Below are 14,172 nucleotides of genomic sequence, written 5' to 3' on the forward strand. Positions count from 1 at the left end.
CCTCCAGAGCCGGCAGGTCAGCCCGCCAGGCCCACCACCAGCCAGATGAAGCCCACACCCGCGACCGTGCACAGCAGGGTCGAGCGGGCGGGGTGTTCGTGGTGGGCCTCGGGGAGGATCTCGGCCGCCGCGAGATAGAGGAGCGCGCCGCCGAAGAGGCCGAGATAGCCGCCGAGCAGGCCCTCCGGGATGGTCACGAACGTCGTCGAGGCGGCGCCCGCGACCGGGGCCGCCGCGTCCGCGAACAGCATGGTCAGGGCTTTGCGGCGGGCGTTCCCGTACAGGCTCGTGATCGTGTATGTGTTGAAGCCGTCCGCGAAGTCGTGGGCGACGACGGCCAGTGCGACCGCCGTGCCCATGCCCTCGCCCACCTGGAAGGCCGCGCCGATCGCCACACCGTCCATGGCACTGTGGCCGACCATCGCGGCGGCGGCCGTCAGGCCCACCTCCGGTACCCGGCCGTCGTGCTCCTCGCCGCCGTGCGCGGCCTGACGGGCGGCCAGCAGACGTTCCACCAGATGGGCCAGCAGGAAGCCGGCCACGAACAGGAGCAGGGCCGCCGGGACGCCGAAGACCTCGTCGCCGGCCGCGTGCAGCGCCTCCGGCAGCAGGTCCAGGCCGACCACACCGAGCATCAGGCCGCCGGCCAGGCCGAGGACCAGATGACGGCGGTCGGTCACCCGCTGTGCCGTCCAGCCGCCGGCCAGCGTCATCAGGAACGCGCCGAGCGCGACGAAGACCGCCATGGGCCCTTGGTATCCGATCAACCCCCGTTCACGCACATCCAGCCACCGCAGTACTCGTAGGAGGACCGATTCCCATGGCCGATGCCCCCACCGGCAAGGTGACCTTCGTCGGTGCCGGCCCCGGCGCCGCCGATCTGCTGACGTTCCGGGCCGCGCGCGCCATCGCCGAGGCCGACGTCGTGATCTGGGCCGCGAGCCTGGTGCAGGCGGAGGTCCTCGAACACGCGCGCGCGGACGCGGAGATCCTCGACTCGGCGACCATGTCCCTGGAGGACGTCGTCGCCGTGTACGAGCGGGCCCACGAGGCCGGACTCAAGGTCGCCCGTATCCACTCCGGGGACCCCGCCCTCTGGGGCGGTACCCAGGAGCAGCTCGACCGGTGTGCGCGGATCGGCATCGGGACCGAGGTCGTACCCGGGGTCTCCGCCTTCTCTGCCGTCGCCGCGCTCGCGCAGCGCGAGTTGACCATTCCCGAGGTCGCGCAGTCCGTCGTCCTCACCCGGCTCGGCGGCGGCAAGACGCCGATGCCGCCCGGCGAGGAGGTGCGGGAGTTCGCCAAGCACGGCACCACCATGGCGATCTTCCTGTCCGCGGCGCGCAGCGGGCAGTTGGTGCGGGAGCTGCTGGAGGGCGGCTATCCGACCTCCACCCCGGTCGTCGTCGCCTATCAGGCGACCTGGCCGGAGGAGCTGGTGGTGCGGTGCACGATCGAGACGCTGGAGGAGACCGTCAAGGAGCACAAGCTCTGGAAGCACACGCTCTTCCTGGTCGGCCCGGCCCTGGGCGCCGAGGGCACCCGCTCGCACCTCTACCACCCCGGTCACTTCCACGGGTACCGCAAGGCCGATCCGGAGGCGCGGCGGGCCTTGCGTTCGCGGGGTGCGAGCACGTGATCACGGTGGTGGGTACGGGGATGGGGGCACCGCCGCCGGAGACCCTGGCCGGGGCCGAGCTTGTCGTGGGCGGGCGGCGGCATCTGGATGCGGTGGCGGTCCCCGCGGGCGCCGAGCAGGTCGTTCTGGGGCCGCTGGCTCCGGCGCTGGACGTCATCGAACGGCATCACGACAAGGGGAGTCGGATCGTCGTGCTGGCCTCCGGCGACCCCGGGTTCTTCGGGATCGTGCGGGTGCTGGCGGAACGGTTCGGGCCGGCTGCGCTGGACGTCCGTCCCGGTGTGTCGTCCGTCGCCGCCGCGTTCGCTCGGGTGGGGCTGCCGTGGGATGACGCCGTCGTGGTCAGCGCGCATGGGCGGGATCTGCGGACGGCCGTCAATGTGTGCCGTGCGCGGGGGAAGGTGGCGGTGCTCACGGGGCCGGGAGCCGGTCCTGCGGAGCTTGGCGCTGCGCTGGCTGAAGCTGCGATGGGTCGTCGGTTGTCTGCGGCGCCGTTGGAGCTGGTAGCGCAGTTCCCCGCCCCCCTGGGGCGCGTTCTCGTGGTCGCCTCCGGCCTGGGAAGCGGCGATGAGCGTGTCGAACGGGTCAGCCCCGTCGAAGCCGCCGCCCGGGACTGGGGGTCTGCCGTGAATGTCGTTCTGTGTCTCGACGAGGCGCGGGCGCTTGGCGGCGTGCGTACCGTCTCTGGGCCGCCCGCCGCTCCCACCCAATGGGCCCTGCCGGAAAGCGAGTTCACCCACCGTGACTCGATGATCACCAAGTTCGAGGTGCGGGCGCTCGCGCTGGCGCGGATCGGGCCGCGGCTCGGGGAGCTCGTGTGGGACGTCGGGTCCGGGTCCGGGTCCGTGGCTGTGGAGTGTGCGCGGCTCGGTGCCGCCGTCGTCGCCGTCGAGAAGGCTGCGGACGGGGTCGAGCGGATCCTCGCGAACGCGGCCGCGCACGGGGTCGACGTACAGGTCGTGCACGGGAGCGCACCCGATGCGCTGGCAGGGCTCGAAGACGATCCCGACGCCGTGTTCGTCGGTGGCGGCGGACATGAGCTGCCCGAGATCGTCGCCGCCTGTGCCCCCCGTGCCCGGCGGAGTGTCGTGGTCGCCATGGCCACGCTGGACCGCGTGCCGGCCGTGCGCGCGGCGCTCACCGGCGCCGGGCTGGACTGCGACGGCGTACTGCTCCAGTCGTCCCGGCTGGCACCGCTGCCCGGGGACGTGACCCGGCTCGCGGCGACCAATCCGGTTTTCCTGCTGTGGGGAGAGAGAAACCCCGTGTACCGAGAGGGAGTTGCTCAGTGATCGGCCTTATTTCCGCCACCGCGGCGGGGGCGGTGGCGCGCGACCGGCTGGCCGCGGCCTGGCCGGAGCGCACGCGCGTGTACGACGGGCCCGTGGGGGACGCCGTACGGCGGGCGTTCGCGGAGTGCGAGCAGCTCGTGTGTTTCCTGGCCACGGGGGCGGTCGTACGGCTGGTCGCGCCGCTGCTCGGCGACAAGGCGTCCGACCCGGGTGTGGTGTGTGTCGACGAGGGCGGGCGGTTCGCCGTGTCCCTGGTCGGCGGGCACGGCGGCGGTGCCAATGAACTCGCCCGTGAGGTCGGGGAGTTGCTGGCAGCCCAGCCGGTGGTGACGACCGCGACCGACGCCGTGGGGGTGCCGGGGCTCGACACCCTCGGGCTGCCGGTGGAGGGTGCGGTGGCGGCCGTGTCGCGGGCGCTTCTGGACGGTGAGCCCGTCGCCCTGCACAACGAGTCGGGCTGGCCGTTGCCCGCGCTGCCGGTCGCCGGGGAGGGGGCGTACGGCATCCGTGTCACGGACCGTCTCGTCGAACCGTCCCCGCAGGAGGTCCTGCTGCGGCCGCCCACCCTCGTCGTCGGCGTCGGCGCCTCCAGGGGTGCTCCGGTCGACGAGGTGCTGGAGCTGGTCGAGGGCTCGTTGCGGGCGGCCGGGCTGTCCGTGCGCAGTGTCGCCGAACTCGCCACCGTGGACGCGAAGTCGGAGGAGCCGGGGATCGTGGCGGCGGCCGAGCGGCTCGGTGTGCCCCTGGTCACCTACTCCGCCGAGGAGTTGGCCGCCGTCGAGGTGCCCAACCCGTCGGACGCGCCCCTGGCCGCCGTCGGCACACCGTCGGTCGCGGAGGCCGCCGCGCTCGTCGGCGGTGGTGAACTCCTCGTCCCCAAGCAGAAGTCGGCCGCCCGGCCCGCCATGGCGACCTGCGCTGTCGTACGGCTTCCCGCGCGCGGCCGGCTCGCGGTCGTCGGGCTCGGCCCGGGTGCCCGGGACCTGTTGACGCCCCGCGCGAAGGCGGAGCTCCAGCGGGCTTCGGTGCTGGTCGGACTCGACCAGTACGTCGACCAGATCCGTGATCTGCTGCGGCCCGGGACCCGGGTCCTGGAGTCGGGGCTCGGGGCCGAGGAGGAGCGGGCCAGGACCGCCGTCGCCGAGGCCCGCGAGGGGCAGGCGGTCGCGCTCATCGGCAGCGGGGACGCCGGCGTGTACGCCATGGCCTCCCCCGCGCTCGCCGAGGCCTCCGACGACATCGACGTGGTCGGGGTGCCCGGGGTCACGGCCGCGCTGGCCGCCGCCGCGATCCTCGGTGCCCCGCTGGGCCACGACCACGTGTCCATCAGCCTCTCCGACCTGCACACGCCATGGGAGGTCATCGAGCGGCGGGTGCGGGCGGCGGCCGAGGCGGACATCGTGGTCACCTTCTACAATCCCCGTTCGAGGGGCCGGGACTGGCAGTTGCCCAAGGCGCTGGCGATCCTCGCCGAGCACCGGGAACCGACGACGCCGGTCGGTGTCGTACGCAACGCGTCGCGGCCGGACGAGTCCGGTCGACTGACGACCCTGGCCGCACTGGACCCGGCGACGGTCGACATGATGACGGTCGTGACGGTGGGCAACACGGCGACCCGCGACATCGCGGGCCGCATGGTGACACCGCGCGGCTACCGCTGGCAGGAGGGCACCCGGTGACTCGTGCGGTCCGTACGGCCGACGCCCTGCTGGAACAACCCCTTTCGCTTCCCGAGGAGACATCGTGACCACCCAGCCGCCCGCCCTGCTCATCGCCGGTCATGGCACCCGGGACGATGCCGGAGCCGAGGCGTTCCGTGACTTCGTCCGGGAGCTGGGGGCCCGCCACCCCGAACTGCCCGTCGCTGGAGGCTTCATCGAGCTGTCCCCGCCGCCGCTGGGCGACGCGGTGAGCGAGCTGGTGGAGCGCGGTGTCCGCCGCTTCGCCGCCGTACCGCTGATGCTGGTGTCGGCCGGGCACGCGAAGGGCGACATCCCGGCCGCGCTGTCCCGTGAGAAGGAGCGGCACCCGGGGATCTCCTACACGTACGGGCGGCCGCTGGGTCCGCACCCGGCGCTGCTGAACGTGCTGGAGCGGCGGCTCGACGAGGCGTTGGGCGCCACCGGGGGGCGTACCCCCATGGACCGGGCTGATGTGACCGTGCTGCTCGTCGGCCGGGGCTCCACGGACCCGGACGCCAACGCCGAGGTGTTCAAGGCGGCCCGGCTGCTGTGGGAGGGGCGCGGATACGCGGGCGTGGAGACGGCGTTCGTGTCGCTGGCGGCGCCGGACGTGCCGAGCGGGCTCGACCGGTGTGTGGCGCTGGGGGCGCGCAGGATCGTCGTGCTGCCCTACTTCCTGTTCACCGGGATCCTGCCGGACCGGGTGAAGCACCAGACCGAGGGCTGGGCGGCCGCGCATCCGGAGGTCGAGGTGCGCTCGGCGGAGGTCATCGGCCCGGAGCCGGAGCTGCTCGACCTGGTGATGGAGCGGTACCGGGAGGCGGTCGAGGGCGATCTGCGGATGAACTGCGACTCGTGTGTGTACCGCATCGCGCTGCCCGGCTTCGAGGACAAGGTGGGTCTGCCGCAGCAACCGCACTTCCATCCGGACGACGACGGTCACCACCATCACCACGGCCACCACCACGGCGCCCACTCCCATGCGCACTGACAGGGCCGACAGCGGCCACGACCTGCGGCACCACGGCGACGCCGAGGTGCGGGACGAGGGTGCGCGGCTGACGGACCTCGCCGTGAACGTCCGCGCGGACACTCCCCCGGAGTGGTTGCGGGAGCGGATCGCCGGGTCGCTGACGGGGCTCGCGGCCTATCCCGACGGGCGCGAGGCGCGGGCGGCGGTGGCGGCCCGGCACGAGGTGCCCGTGGAGCGGGTGCTGCTGACCGCGGGTGCCGCGGAGGCCTTCGTGCTGCTCGCACGCGCGCTGACGATCCGTCATCCGGTGGTGGTGCACCCGCAGTTCACCGAGCCGGAGGCGGCACTGCGGGACGCCGGGCATGTGGTCGACCGGGTGCTGCTGCGGGAGGAGGACGGCTTCCGGCTCGATCCGGCGGCCGTGCCCGAGGACGCCGACCTGGTGGTCGTCGGGAACCCGACCAATCCCACGTCGGTCCTGCATCCGGCCGCCTCGATCGCCGAACTGGCCCGTCTCGGGCGGACGTTGGTGGTGGACGAGGCGTTCCTGGACGCGGTGCCGGGTGAGCGTGAGGCGCTGGCGGGCAGGACGGACGTGCCCGGTCTCGTCGTCCTGCGCAGCCTGACGAAGACGTGGGGCCTGGCCGGTCTCCGCATCGGTTACGTCCTCGCCGCCCCGGAGACGATCGCCGACCTGGAACGGGCCCAGCCCCTGTGGCCGGTCTCCACCCCGGCCCTCGCGGCGGCCCGGGCCTGCATGGAGCCCCGGGCCCTGGCGGAGGCGGCCCACGCGGCCCACCGCATCGCCACCGACCGGACCCATCTCGTCGCCGGGCTACGGGAGTTCGGGCCGGACGGGCTCCGGGTGGTCGAACCGGCCGAGGGCCCCTTCGTCCTCGTACGCCTGCCGAAGGCCACCGCCGTACGACGGCATCTGCGCGACCTGGGTTGGGCGGTGCGGCGCGGGGACACGTTCCCGGGGCTGGACGAGGAGTGGCTGCGGCTCGCGGTGCGGGACCGGGCGACGGTGAACGGGTTCCTGCAGGCGCTGGATCAGGCGGTGACCCTGACGCGGGGTTGATGACTCCGGGAAGTGCCCCCTCCCCGGGCCTACGCCCCCACCCGCTCCCGCACCCCGTCCGGGAACCGCACCTCCACGCCCCCCTCGGCATCGACCCGCGCGCTCGCCCCGGTGTGCGGCCCGGTGCCGAGCATCACGAGGGTGACCAGGAGCGGTCCGGTGCCTTCGAGGACTGGGGTCGCCGAGTACCGCCCGTACGCGTTCGTGTCTTCGGCCGCTACGACCGTCCCGGCGCCCTCGCCCCACCCGTACAGCCCTACGACGGCGCTGGTCAGCCCGTCGGCGCGGCGGGTCAGTGCCCAGCCGGGCCCGGACTCGGCGACGGGCGGCGCGGTGTCGTCGGCGAGGGCCCAACCACCCTCCCGCACAGGGGAGTCGGCGGCCGGGTCGATGCGGTGCACGCGGATCTCCCACGGTCCGTGGACCACACTCACCGTTTCGACACGGTGCCCGTACGCCTCGTGCCAGGAGGCCGCCGTACGGCCCTCGCAGCCCAGTGGATGGATACGGCCGCGTGGGGACGGGGTGCCGTCGGGCGCGAGCAGGGCCAGGTGGTTGTCGGGGCCGAGGGGGGTTTCGGGGGCGGTGGCGGTGGAGTAGGCGAGCTTGGAGTAGTGCGGGCTGTCGGTGTCCGTCGCGGGCGGGGGCGGGAGGCGGTCGGTGCCGTGGTTGACGAGGCGGACGATGCCGTCGGACGTGGTCGAGTGGATCAGCCAGCCGGGGGCGGGCAGGGCGAGGAGTGAGTCGGTGGTGTCGACGGGGGCGGGTTCCTCGGGGGCCGTCCACACGGGGTGGTCCGTCGGCAGCAGCAGTCCGAGGAAGGCCTTGCTGGCCCAGTACGGGGAGGCGGGGCCCGAGTAGCGCTGGAGCACTCCCGGGAACGGCCGGTACCAGCCGAGGGTGAGCAGACCGTGTTCGTCGGGGACGCCCCGCTCGGTGAAGTGCTTCAGGGCGCCGGAGGCGAGGCGGCGGGTCCGGCCGGGCGGGAGGGGGGTGGCGTCGGCGAGGGCGCCGGCCCACAGCGGGGCGGTGGCCGCGAAACGGTAGGTGAGGGAGCGGCCGTGGTGGACGGGGGCGCCGTCGGAGCCGAAGAAGTGCTGGTGGACGCCGAGGAACTCACGCAGCCGGGCGCGGTGGCGGGCCACGGTGTCCGGGTCGGCGCGCGGTCCGGCGATCCGGGACCACAGCACCGGGTACAGGTGCAGCGCCCAGCCGTTGTAGTAGTCGAACTTCTTCCCGTCCCCGTCGGTGTACCAGCCGCCGCCCCGGTACCAGTCGTCCAGCCGGGCGAGTCCGGAGTCGATCTCCTCCCGGCTGTGCGGGGCGCCGACGGAGGCGAGGAACTCCTCCGTGATCACCTGGAACAGCCGCCAGTTGGAGTCGTTGGCGATCGCCCCGACGAAGTGGCCGAGCCACTCGACCACTCGGCCACGCACTCCGTCGTCGAGCCGGTCCCACAGCCAGGGCCGGGACTCGTGCAGCGCGAGGGCGACGGAGGCCGCCTCCACCATCGGCTGGGCGCGGTCGGCGATGGGCGGCCAGTGCTCGGGGTGGTGCGGATCGGTCCCGGCGGCGAGCCCGGCGGCGTACCGCTCGATGAGCTCGGGGCCGACACGGCCCTCGGATCCCGCGATCCGGAAGGCGGCGAGCAGAAACGACCGCGCGAACCCCTCCAGCCCGTCCGACCAGGCCCCGGAGTGACTGGGCGGCCCGGGCAGCCGGTACTGCGCGAACCCGGGGGTGGCGTAGGGCAGGATCCCGTCGAGCAGCCGGTCGGCGAGAGCTTCCCAGTGGGCGCGGGTCCAGCCGGTGAGGGGGGAGAGGAGCGGGTCGGCCGGGGGGACGAACGAGACGTGCGGCGCGGTCATACGGTTTCCGGTCCTCCGTTGATCGAGGGTGAGAGTGTCGCCCTTCAGGGGCGCGGGGCTGTATCGATATGCGGCTCCGCCGCGGGGCGCGACCAGCCACGAATCACCCGCAGCCGCCCGACAACCTTCCTGGTGCAGCGACGCTTTGGCGCACAACGATGTGCGTACCGAGAAGATGACGGGATCCCGCCGCACCGTCCGGATCACGCAGAGCGATCCGCACCGCAGCACGGCCCAGCTCCTCCGCAGGAGTCCGTACCGTCGTCAACGGCGGGTTGAAGTCCTCAGCGAGCGGAATGTCGTTGTACCCGACGACGGAGATGTCCTCAGGAACCCGCAACCCGGCGTCGGCGATCGCACGCAACGCCCCCGCCGCGACCATGTCGTCCCCGGCCACCACAGCTGTGAACTCCCTTGTCTCCTTGAGGAGTTCACCCATCGCCCGCAATCCCGCCGCCCGCCCCAACCCACAGTCGACAACCCGCGCCGCCTCCGCAGGCACCCCGTGTTCGGCAAGCGCCGCCCGGTACCCGGCCACCCGGGCGTCCAGCGCGGTGTTGCCGGGCAGCGCACCGAGAAACACGATCCGTCGATGCCCCGCCGACAGCAGATACCCGGTGATCGCCCGGGCCCCCGCCTCGTTGTCGAACTCGACGACCAGCGCCGGGATCTCGGGATCGGGAGCGGGACGGCCGCACAGCACGAGCCGCGCCCCGGTGGCGTCGAGGGCCTGCGCGTAGTGGGCCACGCGGGAGCGGTACGCCTCGTCCTCGACGACACCCCCGACCAGGATCACCAGCCGCGCCCCCTCCTCCCGCATCAGCTGCACGAACTCCATCTCCCGCTGCGGGTCCCCGCCGGTCGCCCCGACGACGCACAGCCATCCGCGGTCGGCGGCCTCGGCCTCCACCCCCTCGGCGACCTGGGCGTAGAAGGGGCTGGTGACCTGCCGGACGACGACGGCGGCCATCTTCCGGCCGCCGCCGACCAACGCCCGGGCGTGCGCGTTGGCGACGTAGTCGAGTTCGCGGGCGGCCCGCAGGACACGGGCCCGGGTCGCGGTCGGCACCGGATGGTTGCCGCTGAGGGCCCGCGAGGCCGTCGCCATGGACACTCCGGCCCGCTCGGCGACCTCGCGGATCGTGACCCGCCCCTTGCCCGTCATCCCGTTCTCCATCCCCCGCGCCTTCTGTTGCACCGGCGGCGCCTCACGTGTTGGCCGCGTAGTCCTTCGCGAACTCCCCGGCCATTCTGTCGCCGCCCTGGTCCCGCCACTTCTTCACCACCCCGTCCCACTCCGACAGCGGCAGCCGCCCGGCGACGATCCCGGTGACCGTGTCGTCGAGGAGCGCCTTGAGGGTGGTGCCCTGGGCGTTCCTGGTCCGGGACTGCAGTCCGAAGGAGGCGTCGCGGATGGCGTACGGCACCACTTTCCGCTGCCAGGTGTGCAGGGCCCGTACGGCGTCGGGCATGCCCGGCACGAACAGCACCTGGGGGCCTTCGGCGAGGTACTTCAGCGGCAGGTTGGTGTTGTTCTCGACCTCGCCCAGCTCGGTGGGCTCGGGCGAGCCGTCCTTGCCGCGGGTGAAGTGGGTGCCCTCGACGCCGTAGTGGACGAGCTCCCACTCCTGGCTGCCGAAGGGGGCCGCGAGGTAGTCGAGGATGCGCAGGAGCAGTTCGACGCGCTCCTTCTTCGCCTTCTTCAGGACGGTGTAGCCGAAGGAGCGGCGGGCGGCGACGATCCCGCCGGGCTCGCCGCCCACGCTGTACGGCAGTGCGGCGGCCGGGGTCAACTTGCCCTGTGACTCACGGTACTTGGGCAGGTAGGCGCCGAAGCCGTCCTGCATGGAGCCGACGGTGCCGTTGTAGTAGAGGGTGGTCAGGTCGATCTGGGAGACCGAGGTGGCGTCGGGGTAGTAGGAGCCGTTCTTGCGGAGTTGGGCCTGGTAGGCGATGGCGGCCTTGTAGCGTTCGTCGGCGCAGCCCGGCTGGAAGGTGCCGTCCTTGGTGACGGCCCAGTTCTGGGGCGCGTTGTGGGCGGCGGAGTGCACGGCGTTGCCGAACAGGGAGCCCTGGGCAGCGCCGAGTGCGTAGGTACGACCGCTGGTCGCCCGCTTGGCCACGGCGGCGAAGTCCTCGGAGGTCCAGCCCTCCTTCATGCCGGCGTCGGTGAACATGCCCTGGTTGAGCCAGAGCGTGGAGCCGGGCAGCGGGCGTTCCAGCGGGAGGCCGTAGAGGCGGCCGCCGATGCGGCCCATGTCCTTCCAGGCGTGGGTGGGGATGTTCGCGAGGTTGGGGTAGTCGGCGATCGCGTCGCCGGAGAGGTACGGCGTGAGGTCCTCGGCCCGCCGCTGCACGAACTCCGCCTCGCGGGGCAGGACGAAGCCGGAGAACAGGTTGATGATGTCGGGCAGGCTGTCGGCGTCGCCCGCCATGACCGTGGCCATCTTCTTCTGGTAGTCGGCCTGGGAGACGATCGTGTACTCGATCTTCACGCCCAGCGCCTTCTCGACGGCCGCCCAGAAGCGGTTGGCGGAGGCCGGCTTGGGCGGGGTGCCGAAGGACACCGACATCACCTTGACGGTCGAGCCGTCCCCGGGCGTGCGGGCGACGGACCGGACGAGGTCGGCGGGGTAGGCGGTGTATCCGGCCTGGACGCCCGCCTCGGTGGGCGCGAGGTCCGGCTTGGGACCGCTCGCGGCCTTGTACGCGGGCCAAGGGGCCAGCTTCTTCCCCGCGTTGGAGACGTCGCTGTCGCCGGAGCCGGTGGAGCAGGCGGTCAGCGCACCGGGGACGGAGACCGCCGCCGCGGACAGCAGCAGGGTGCGTCGGGACAGGCTGGGCATGGGTGAATCACCTCGTGTCGGCTTGCGTCGGCTGGGGTCAGCTCTTGATGGCGCCGGTGAGCACGCCCTTGGTGAAGTACTTCTGCAGGAAGGGATAGATCAGCAGGATCGGCACGGTGGCGATCACCAGGACCGCCATCTGCACGGTCTGCGGAGCGGTGACGGTGCCCTCGCCGGTGGTGGCGTCGGTGAGCCCGGAACCGGCCACCACGTAGGTGCGCAGCACCTGTTGGAGGGGCCAGTGGTCGCTCTCCAGGTAGAGGGAGGCGTAGAACCAGGAGTTCCAGTAGGCCACCGCGTAGAACAGTCCCACGACGGCCAACGCGGCCTTGGACAGCGGCAGTACGACGGAGACGAGCACCCGCCAGTCCCCCGCCCCGTCGAGCCGCGCGGCCTCGTACAGCTCCTCGGGGATGCCCTGGAAGAAGCCGCGCAGGACGACCAGGTTGAAGACGTTCACCAGGACCGGCAGCACCAGCGAGCCGTAACTGTCCAGCAGGCCCAGCTCCTTGACCAGCAGGAAGCTCGGGATCATGCCGGGCGGGAAGAGGAAGGTGAACAGGATGAGGAGGAGGACGGGGCGGCCGCCGAAGACTCCCGGGCGGGAGAGGGCGTAGGCGAGGGTGACCGTGCACAGGAGGCTCAGTGCGGTTCCCACGACGGTGACACCGACGCTGACACCGAGGGCGTGGGTGACGATGCCGCCGTCGAGGATGTCGCGGTACGCCTTCAGGCTCGGCTCGGTCGGCCACAGCACCCAGCCGCCGTTGTCGACGACCTCCTGGGTGGAGGCGAGGGAGGTCGAGACGATGACGAGGAAGGGGACGCAGACCAGGAGGACGACGGCGGCGAGGGCCACCGCCTTGCCCGCCTGGGTGACGGGCTTCGGCTTCTCCATCCAGCCGGGCCGTGTGGGGCTGCTCACTTGTAGACCCCCTGTTCGCCGAGGCGGTGGGCGACCTTGTTGGCTGCGTAGACGAGGAGGGCGCCGACGACGCCCTTGAACAGGCCTGCCGCGGCGGCGAATCCGTAGTCGCCGCCGACGATGCCCTGGTAGTAGACGAAGGTGTCGATGATCTCGGAGGCCTCCGGGCCGACCGCGTCGCGCTGGAGGAGCATCTGCTCGAAGCCGACGGAGAGGATGTCACCGAGTCGCATGATCAGCAGCAGCACGATCACCGGGCGGATGGCGGGCAGGGTGACGTGCCAGAAGCGCCGCCAGGGGCCCGCTCCGTCGATCGCGGCGGCCTCGTACTGCTGCTCGTCGACCTGCGCGAGGGCGGCGAGGAAGATGATCGTGCCCCACCCGGCGTCCTTCCAGATGACCTGGGCTACGACGAGCGGCTTGAAGGCGTCGGGGTTGCCGATGATGTCGACGGTGTGCAGACCCATGCCGTCCAGGCCGGAGTTGAGCAGCCCGGTGTCGCCGAGGACCTGCTGGAAGAGCGCGACGACGATCACCCACGAGATGAAGTGCGGGAGATAGGCGACCGACTGCACGAACCGGCGGACGGTGCTCCGGGTGAGGCTGTGCAGCAGCAGGGCGAGGCCGAGCGGGACGGGGAAGTAGAAGACGAGCTGGAGGACGGCGATCCACACCGTGTTCAGCACCGAGTCCCAGAACGCGGTGTCCTCGAACATCCGCTGGAAGTTGGCGAGTCCGGTCCAGGGGCTGCCCCAGAGGCCGTCGAAGGGGACGTACTCCTTGAACGCGATGACGTTGCCGACCAGCGCGCCGTAGTGGAAGAGCAGGAAGTAGGCGAGGCCGGGCAGCATCAGCAGGACAAGAGCCCGGTTCTGGAAGCGTTTTCGTCGAACGACTGCCAAGACTCTCCCTCTTCCTGATGGGTCGGAGCGAAGAGGAAGTTAAAACGCTTTCATGCACGGGTCAACAGTTCTGACAAAGCTGGTGAGTTGACGCACTTCACAGCGCCGCACTGAAGCGGGGACGCGAGTGAAAGCGCTCTCAGAGCTCTTTGGCCTTAAGGGGGTGGCGGGCCAGCAGGACGCTCGCGACGATCACCCACACGCCTGCCAGCATGAAGGCGAAGAAGCCGACCCAGGGGATGAAGACCAGGACGCCGAGGACCAGGGCGGCCCAGCTCAGCCAGCGGGGCAGGGGGGAGCCGGTGCCGCGGACCGCGGCCAGGCCGGTGGCCAGCAGCATCAGGCCCATGCCGCCGACGAAGGGGATGAAGAAGTCTTCGTTGACGGCGTTGAGCGCCTGGAGCGCCCCGGGGGCCACCGCGGACTTGTCCGAGAGGTCCAGCAGGGCCAGGGTGAGGGTCGAGCCCACCAGGAATCCCGCGGCGAGCAGGACGCCGCCCGCGAGGACCACGCGGTGCAGCCAGCCTCCGAGCGGGACGTCCCGGACCGCCCGGGCCAGGTACGCGGCGAAGAAGACGAAGAGCACCGAGGCGATGACCAGGAGATACAGCCCCACGGCGACCTGCGCCTGGTGGTCGTCGTAGTACGACCCCACCTCGCGACCGGTGGCGCCGGTCCCGGGAGTGTCGCCGAGCAGGAGGAAAGCGGCGACCGTGAGCGCCACGGCCACGACACCGGTGAGCGGTGCTGTGCGCATGGGGACCTCCTCACCCCCCGGCAGGGCCACCCCTCGTATCCCACGGTTGCAGAGACACGGCCACTACGCCATCCGGGTGAGTCGGGCGCCGGGCCGGTGCCACCGCTCCCCCGCCGGCCACGAGCAGGACCAGCGCGCCGCCCACGAGGTACGGCGTCATGGAGCTGCCCCCGTGTCGGCCAGGCCAGGGAGTTCACACCATCGGGG

At 72.1% G+C, this 14,172-nt stretch carries 13 protein-coding genes; 5 read left to right on the forward strand and 8 right to left on the reverse strand.

Features of this window, described 5'->3' with window-relative positions; translation table 11 throughout:
• Nucleotides 1-17 precede the first annotated feature (17 nt).
• A complete protein-coding gene (locus tag AB0D34_RS26845; protein WP_362665595.1) occupies nucleotides 18-746 on the reverse strand; it encodes a ZIP family metal transporter in 729 nt (242 codons plus the stop codon).
• Nucleotides 747-820: 74 nt separating this feature from the next.
• Between AB0D34_RS26845 and cobM the strand changes: the two genes are divergently transcribed.
• From cobM to cobC, 5 genes are all read left to right on the forward strand, one after another.
• Nucleotides 821-1,639 carry a precorrin-4 C(11)-methyltransferase gene (gene cobM / locus AB0D34_RS26850; RefSeq protein ID WP_362665597.1) on the forward strand — a complete coding sequence of 273 codons (819 nt, stop codon included), beginning with the start codon at nucleotides 821-823 and terminating at the stop codon, nucleotides 1,637-1,639.
• A complete protein-coding gene (gene cbiE, locus AB0D34_RS26855; RefSeq protein ID WP_362665599.1) occupies nucleotides 1,636-2,931 on the forward strand; it encodes a precorrin-6y C5,15-methyltransferase (decarboxylating) subunit CbiE in 1,296 nt (431 codons plus the stop codon). The genes cobM and cbiE overlap by 4 nt, the downstream gene beginning before the upstream one ends.
• Nucleotides 2,928-4,610, forward strand: a complete 1,683-nt coding sequence (gene cobJ, locus AB0D34_RS26860; protein WP_362665601.1) for a precorrin-3B C(17)-methyltransferase — start codon at nucleotides 2,928-2,930, stop codon at nucleotides 4,608-4,610. The genes cbiE and cobJ overlap by 4 nt, the downstream gene beginning before the upstream one ends.
• 64 nt (nucleotides 4,611-4,674) lie before the next feature.
• Nucleotides 4,675-5,604 carry a sirohydrochlorin chelatase gene (locus tag AB0D34_RS26865; RefSeq protein WP_362665603.1) on the forward strand — a complete coding sequence of 310 codons (930 nt, stop codon included), beginning with the start codon at nucleotides 4,675-4,677 and terminating at the stop codon, nucleotides 5,602-5,604.
• Nucleotides 5,594-6,667 carry an Rv2231c family pyridoxal phosphate-dependent protein CobC gene (cobC, locus tag AB0D34_RS26870; protein WP_362665605.1) on the forward strand — a complete coding sequence of 358 codons (1,074 nt, stop codon included), beginning with the start codon at nucleotides 5,594-5,596 and terminating at the stop codon, nucleotides 6,665-6,667. The genes AB0D34_RS26865 and cobC overlap by 11 nt, the downstream gene beginning before the upstream one ends.
• A gap of 29 nt (nucleotides 6,668-6,696) precedes the next feature.
• On the opposite strand, the gene AB0D34_RS26875 is transcribed toward cobC, so the two are convergent.
• From AB0D34_RS26875 to AB0D34_RS26905, 7 genes are all read right to left on the reverse strand, one after another.
• Entirely contained in the window at nucleotides 6,697-8,535 is a 1,839-nt protein-coding gene (locus AB0D34_RS26875) for a DUF2264 domain-containing protein (protein ID WP_362665607.1), read from the reverse strand.
• Between the two features lie 103 nt (nucleotides 8,536-8,638).
• The gene (locus AB0D34_RS26880; RefSeq protein WP_362665609.1) at nucleotides 8,639-9,700 is read right to left on the reverse strand and encodes a LacI family DNA-binding transcriptional regulator; all 1,062 of its coding nucleotides are present in this window, start codon (nucleotides 9,698-9,700) and stop codon (nucleotides 8,639-8,641) included.
• Nucleotides 9,701-9,743: 43 nt separating this feature from the next.
• Complete coding sequence (locus AB0D34_RS26885; protein ID WP_362665611.1) at nucleotides 9,744-11,381, reverse strand: sugar ABC transporter substrate-binding protein; 1,638 nt, start codon at nucleotides 11,379-11,381, stop codon at nucleotides 9,744-9,746.
• Between the two features lie 37 nt (nucleotides 11,382-11,418).
• On the reverse strand, nucleotides 11,419-12,306 hold the full coding sequence (locus tag AB0D34_RS26890) for a carbohydrate ABC transporter permease (RefSeq protein WP_362665613.1): 888 nt from the start codon (nucleotides 12,304-12,306) through the stop codon (nucleotides 11,419-11,421).
• Nucleotides 12,303-13,157, reverse strand: coding sequence for an ABC transporter permease subunit (locus AB0D34_RS26895; RefSeq protein ID WP_362665884.1), 855 nt, complete (start codon nucleotides 13,155-13,157; stop codon nucleotides 12,303-12,305). Before AB0D34_RS26895 ends, AB0D34_RS26890 begins: the two co-directional genes overlap by 4 nt.
• A 190-nt stretch (nucleotides 13,158-13,347) precedes the next feature.
• Nucleotides 13,348-13,965, reverse strand: a complete 618-nt coding sequence (locus tag AB0D34_RS26900) for a hypothetical protein (protein ID WP_362665615.1) — start codon at nucleotides 13,963-13,965, stop codon at nucleotides 13,348-13,350.
• Between the two features lie 10 nt (nucleotides 13,966-13,975).
• Nucleotides 13,976-14,125 (reverse strand): LAETG motif-containing sortase-dependent surface protein, encoded by a 150-nt coding sequence (locus AB0D34_RS26905; protein ID WP_362665617.1) that lies wholly within the window; start codon nucleotides 14,123-14,125, stop codon nucleotides 13,976-13,978.
• Nucleotides 14,126-14,172: the final 47 nt, after the last annotated feature.

The sequence above is a fragment of the Streptomyces sp. NPDC048420 genome (assembly GCF_040651535.1).
Taxonomy (GTDB): Bacteria; Actinomycetota; Actinomycetes; order Streptomycetales; family Streptomycetaceae; genus Streptomyces.

Coding starts and splice junctions, on each gene's coding strand:
- AB0D34_RS26875 (WP_362665607.1), bottom strand. CDS start 8,535: ATGACCGCGCCGCACGTCTCGTTCGTCCCCCCGGCCGACCCGCTCCTC.
- AB0D34_RS26885 (WP_362665611.1), bottom strand. CDS start 11,381: ATGCCCAGCCTGTCCCGACGCACCCTGCTGCTGTCCGCGGCGGCGGTC.
- AB0D34_RS26880 (WP_362665609.1), bottom strand. CDS start 9,700: ATGACGGGCAAGGGGCGGGTCACGATCCGCGAGGTCGCCGAGCGGGCC.
- AB0D34_RS26895 (WP_362665884.1), bottom strand. CDS start 13,157: ATGCTGCCCGGCCTCGCCTACTTCCTGCTCTTCCACTACGGCGCGCTG.
- AB0D34_RS26845 (WP_362665595.1), bottom strand. CDS start 746: ATGGCGGTCTTCGTCGCGCTCGGCGCGTTCCTGATGACGCTGGCCGGC.
- AB0D34_RS26900 (WP_362665615.1), bottom strand. CDS start 13,965: ATGCGCACAGCACCGCTCACCGGTGTCGTGGCCGTGGCGCTCACGGTC.
- cobM (WP_362665597.1), top strand. CDS start 821: ATGGCCGATGCCCCCACCGGCAAGGTGACCTTCGTCGGTGCCGGCCCC.
- AB0D34_RS26905 (WP_362665617.1), bottom strand. CDS start 14,125: ATGACGCCGTACCTCGTGGGCGGCGCGCTGGTCCTGCTCGTGGCCGGC.
- cobC (WP_362665605.1), top strand. CDS start 5,594: ATGCGCACTGACAGGGCCGACAGCGGCCACGACCTGCGGCACCACGGC.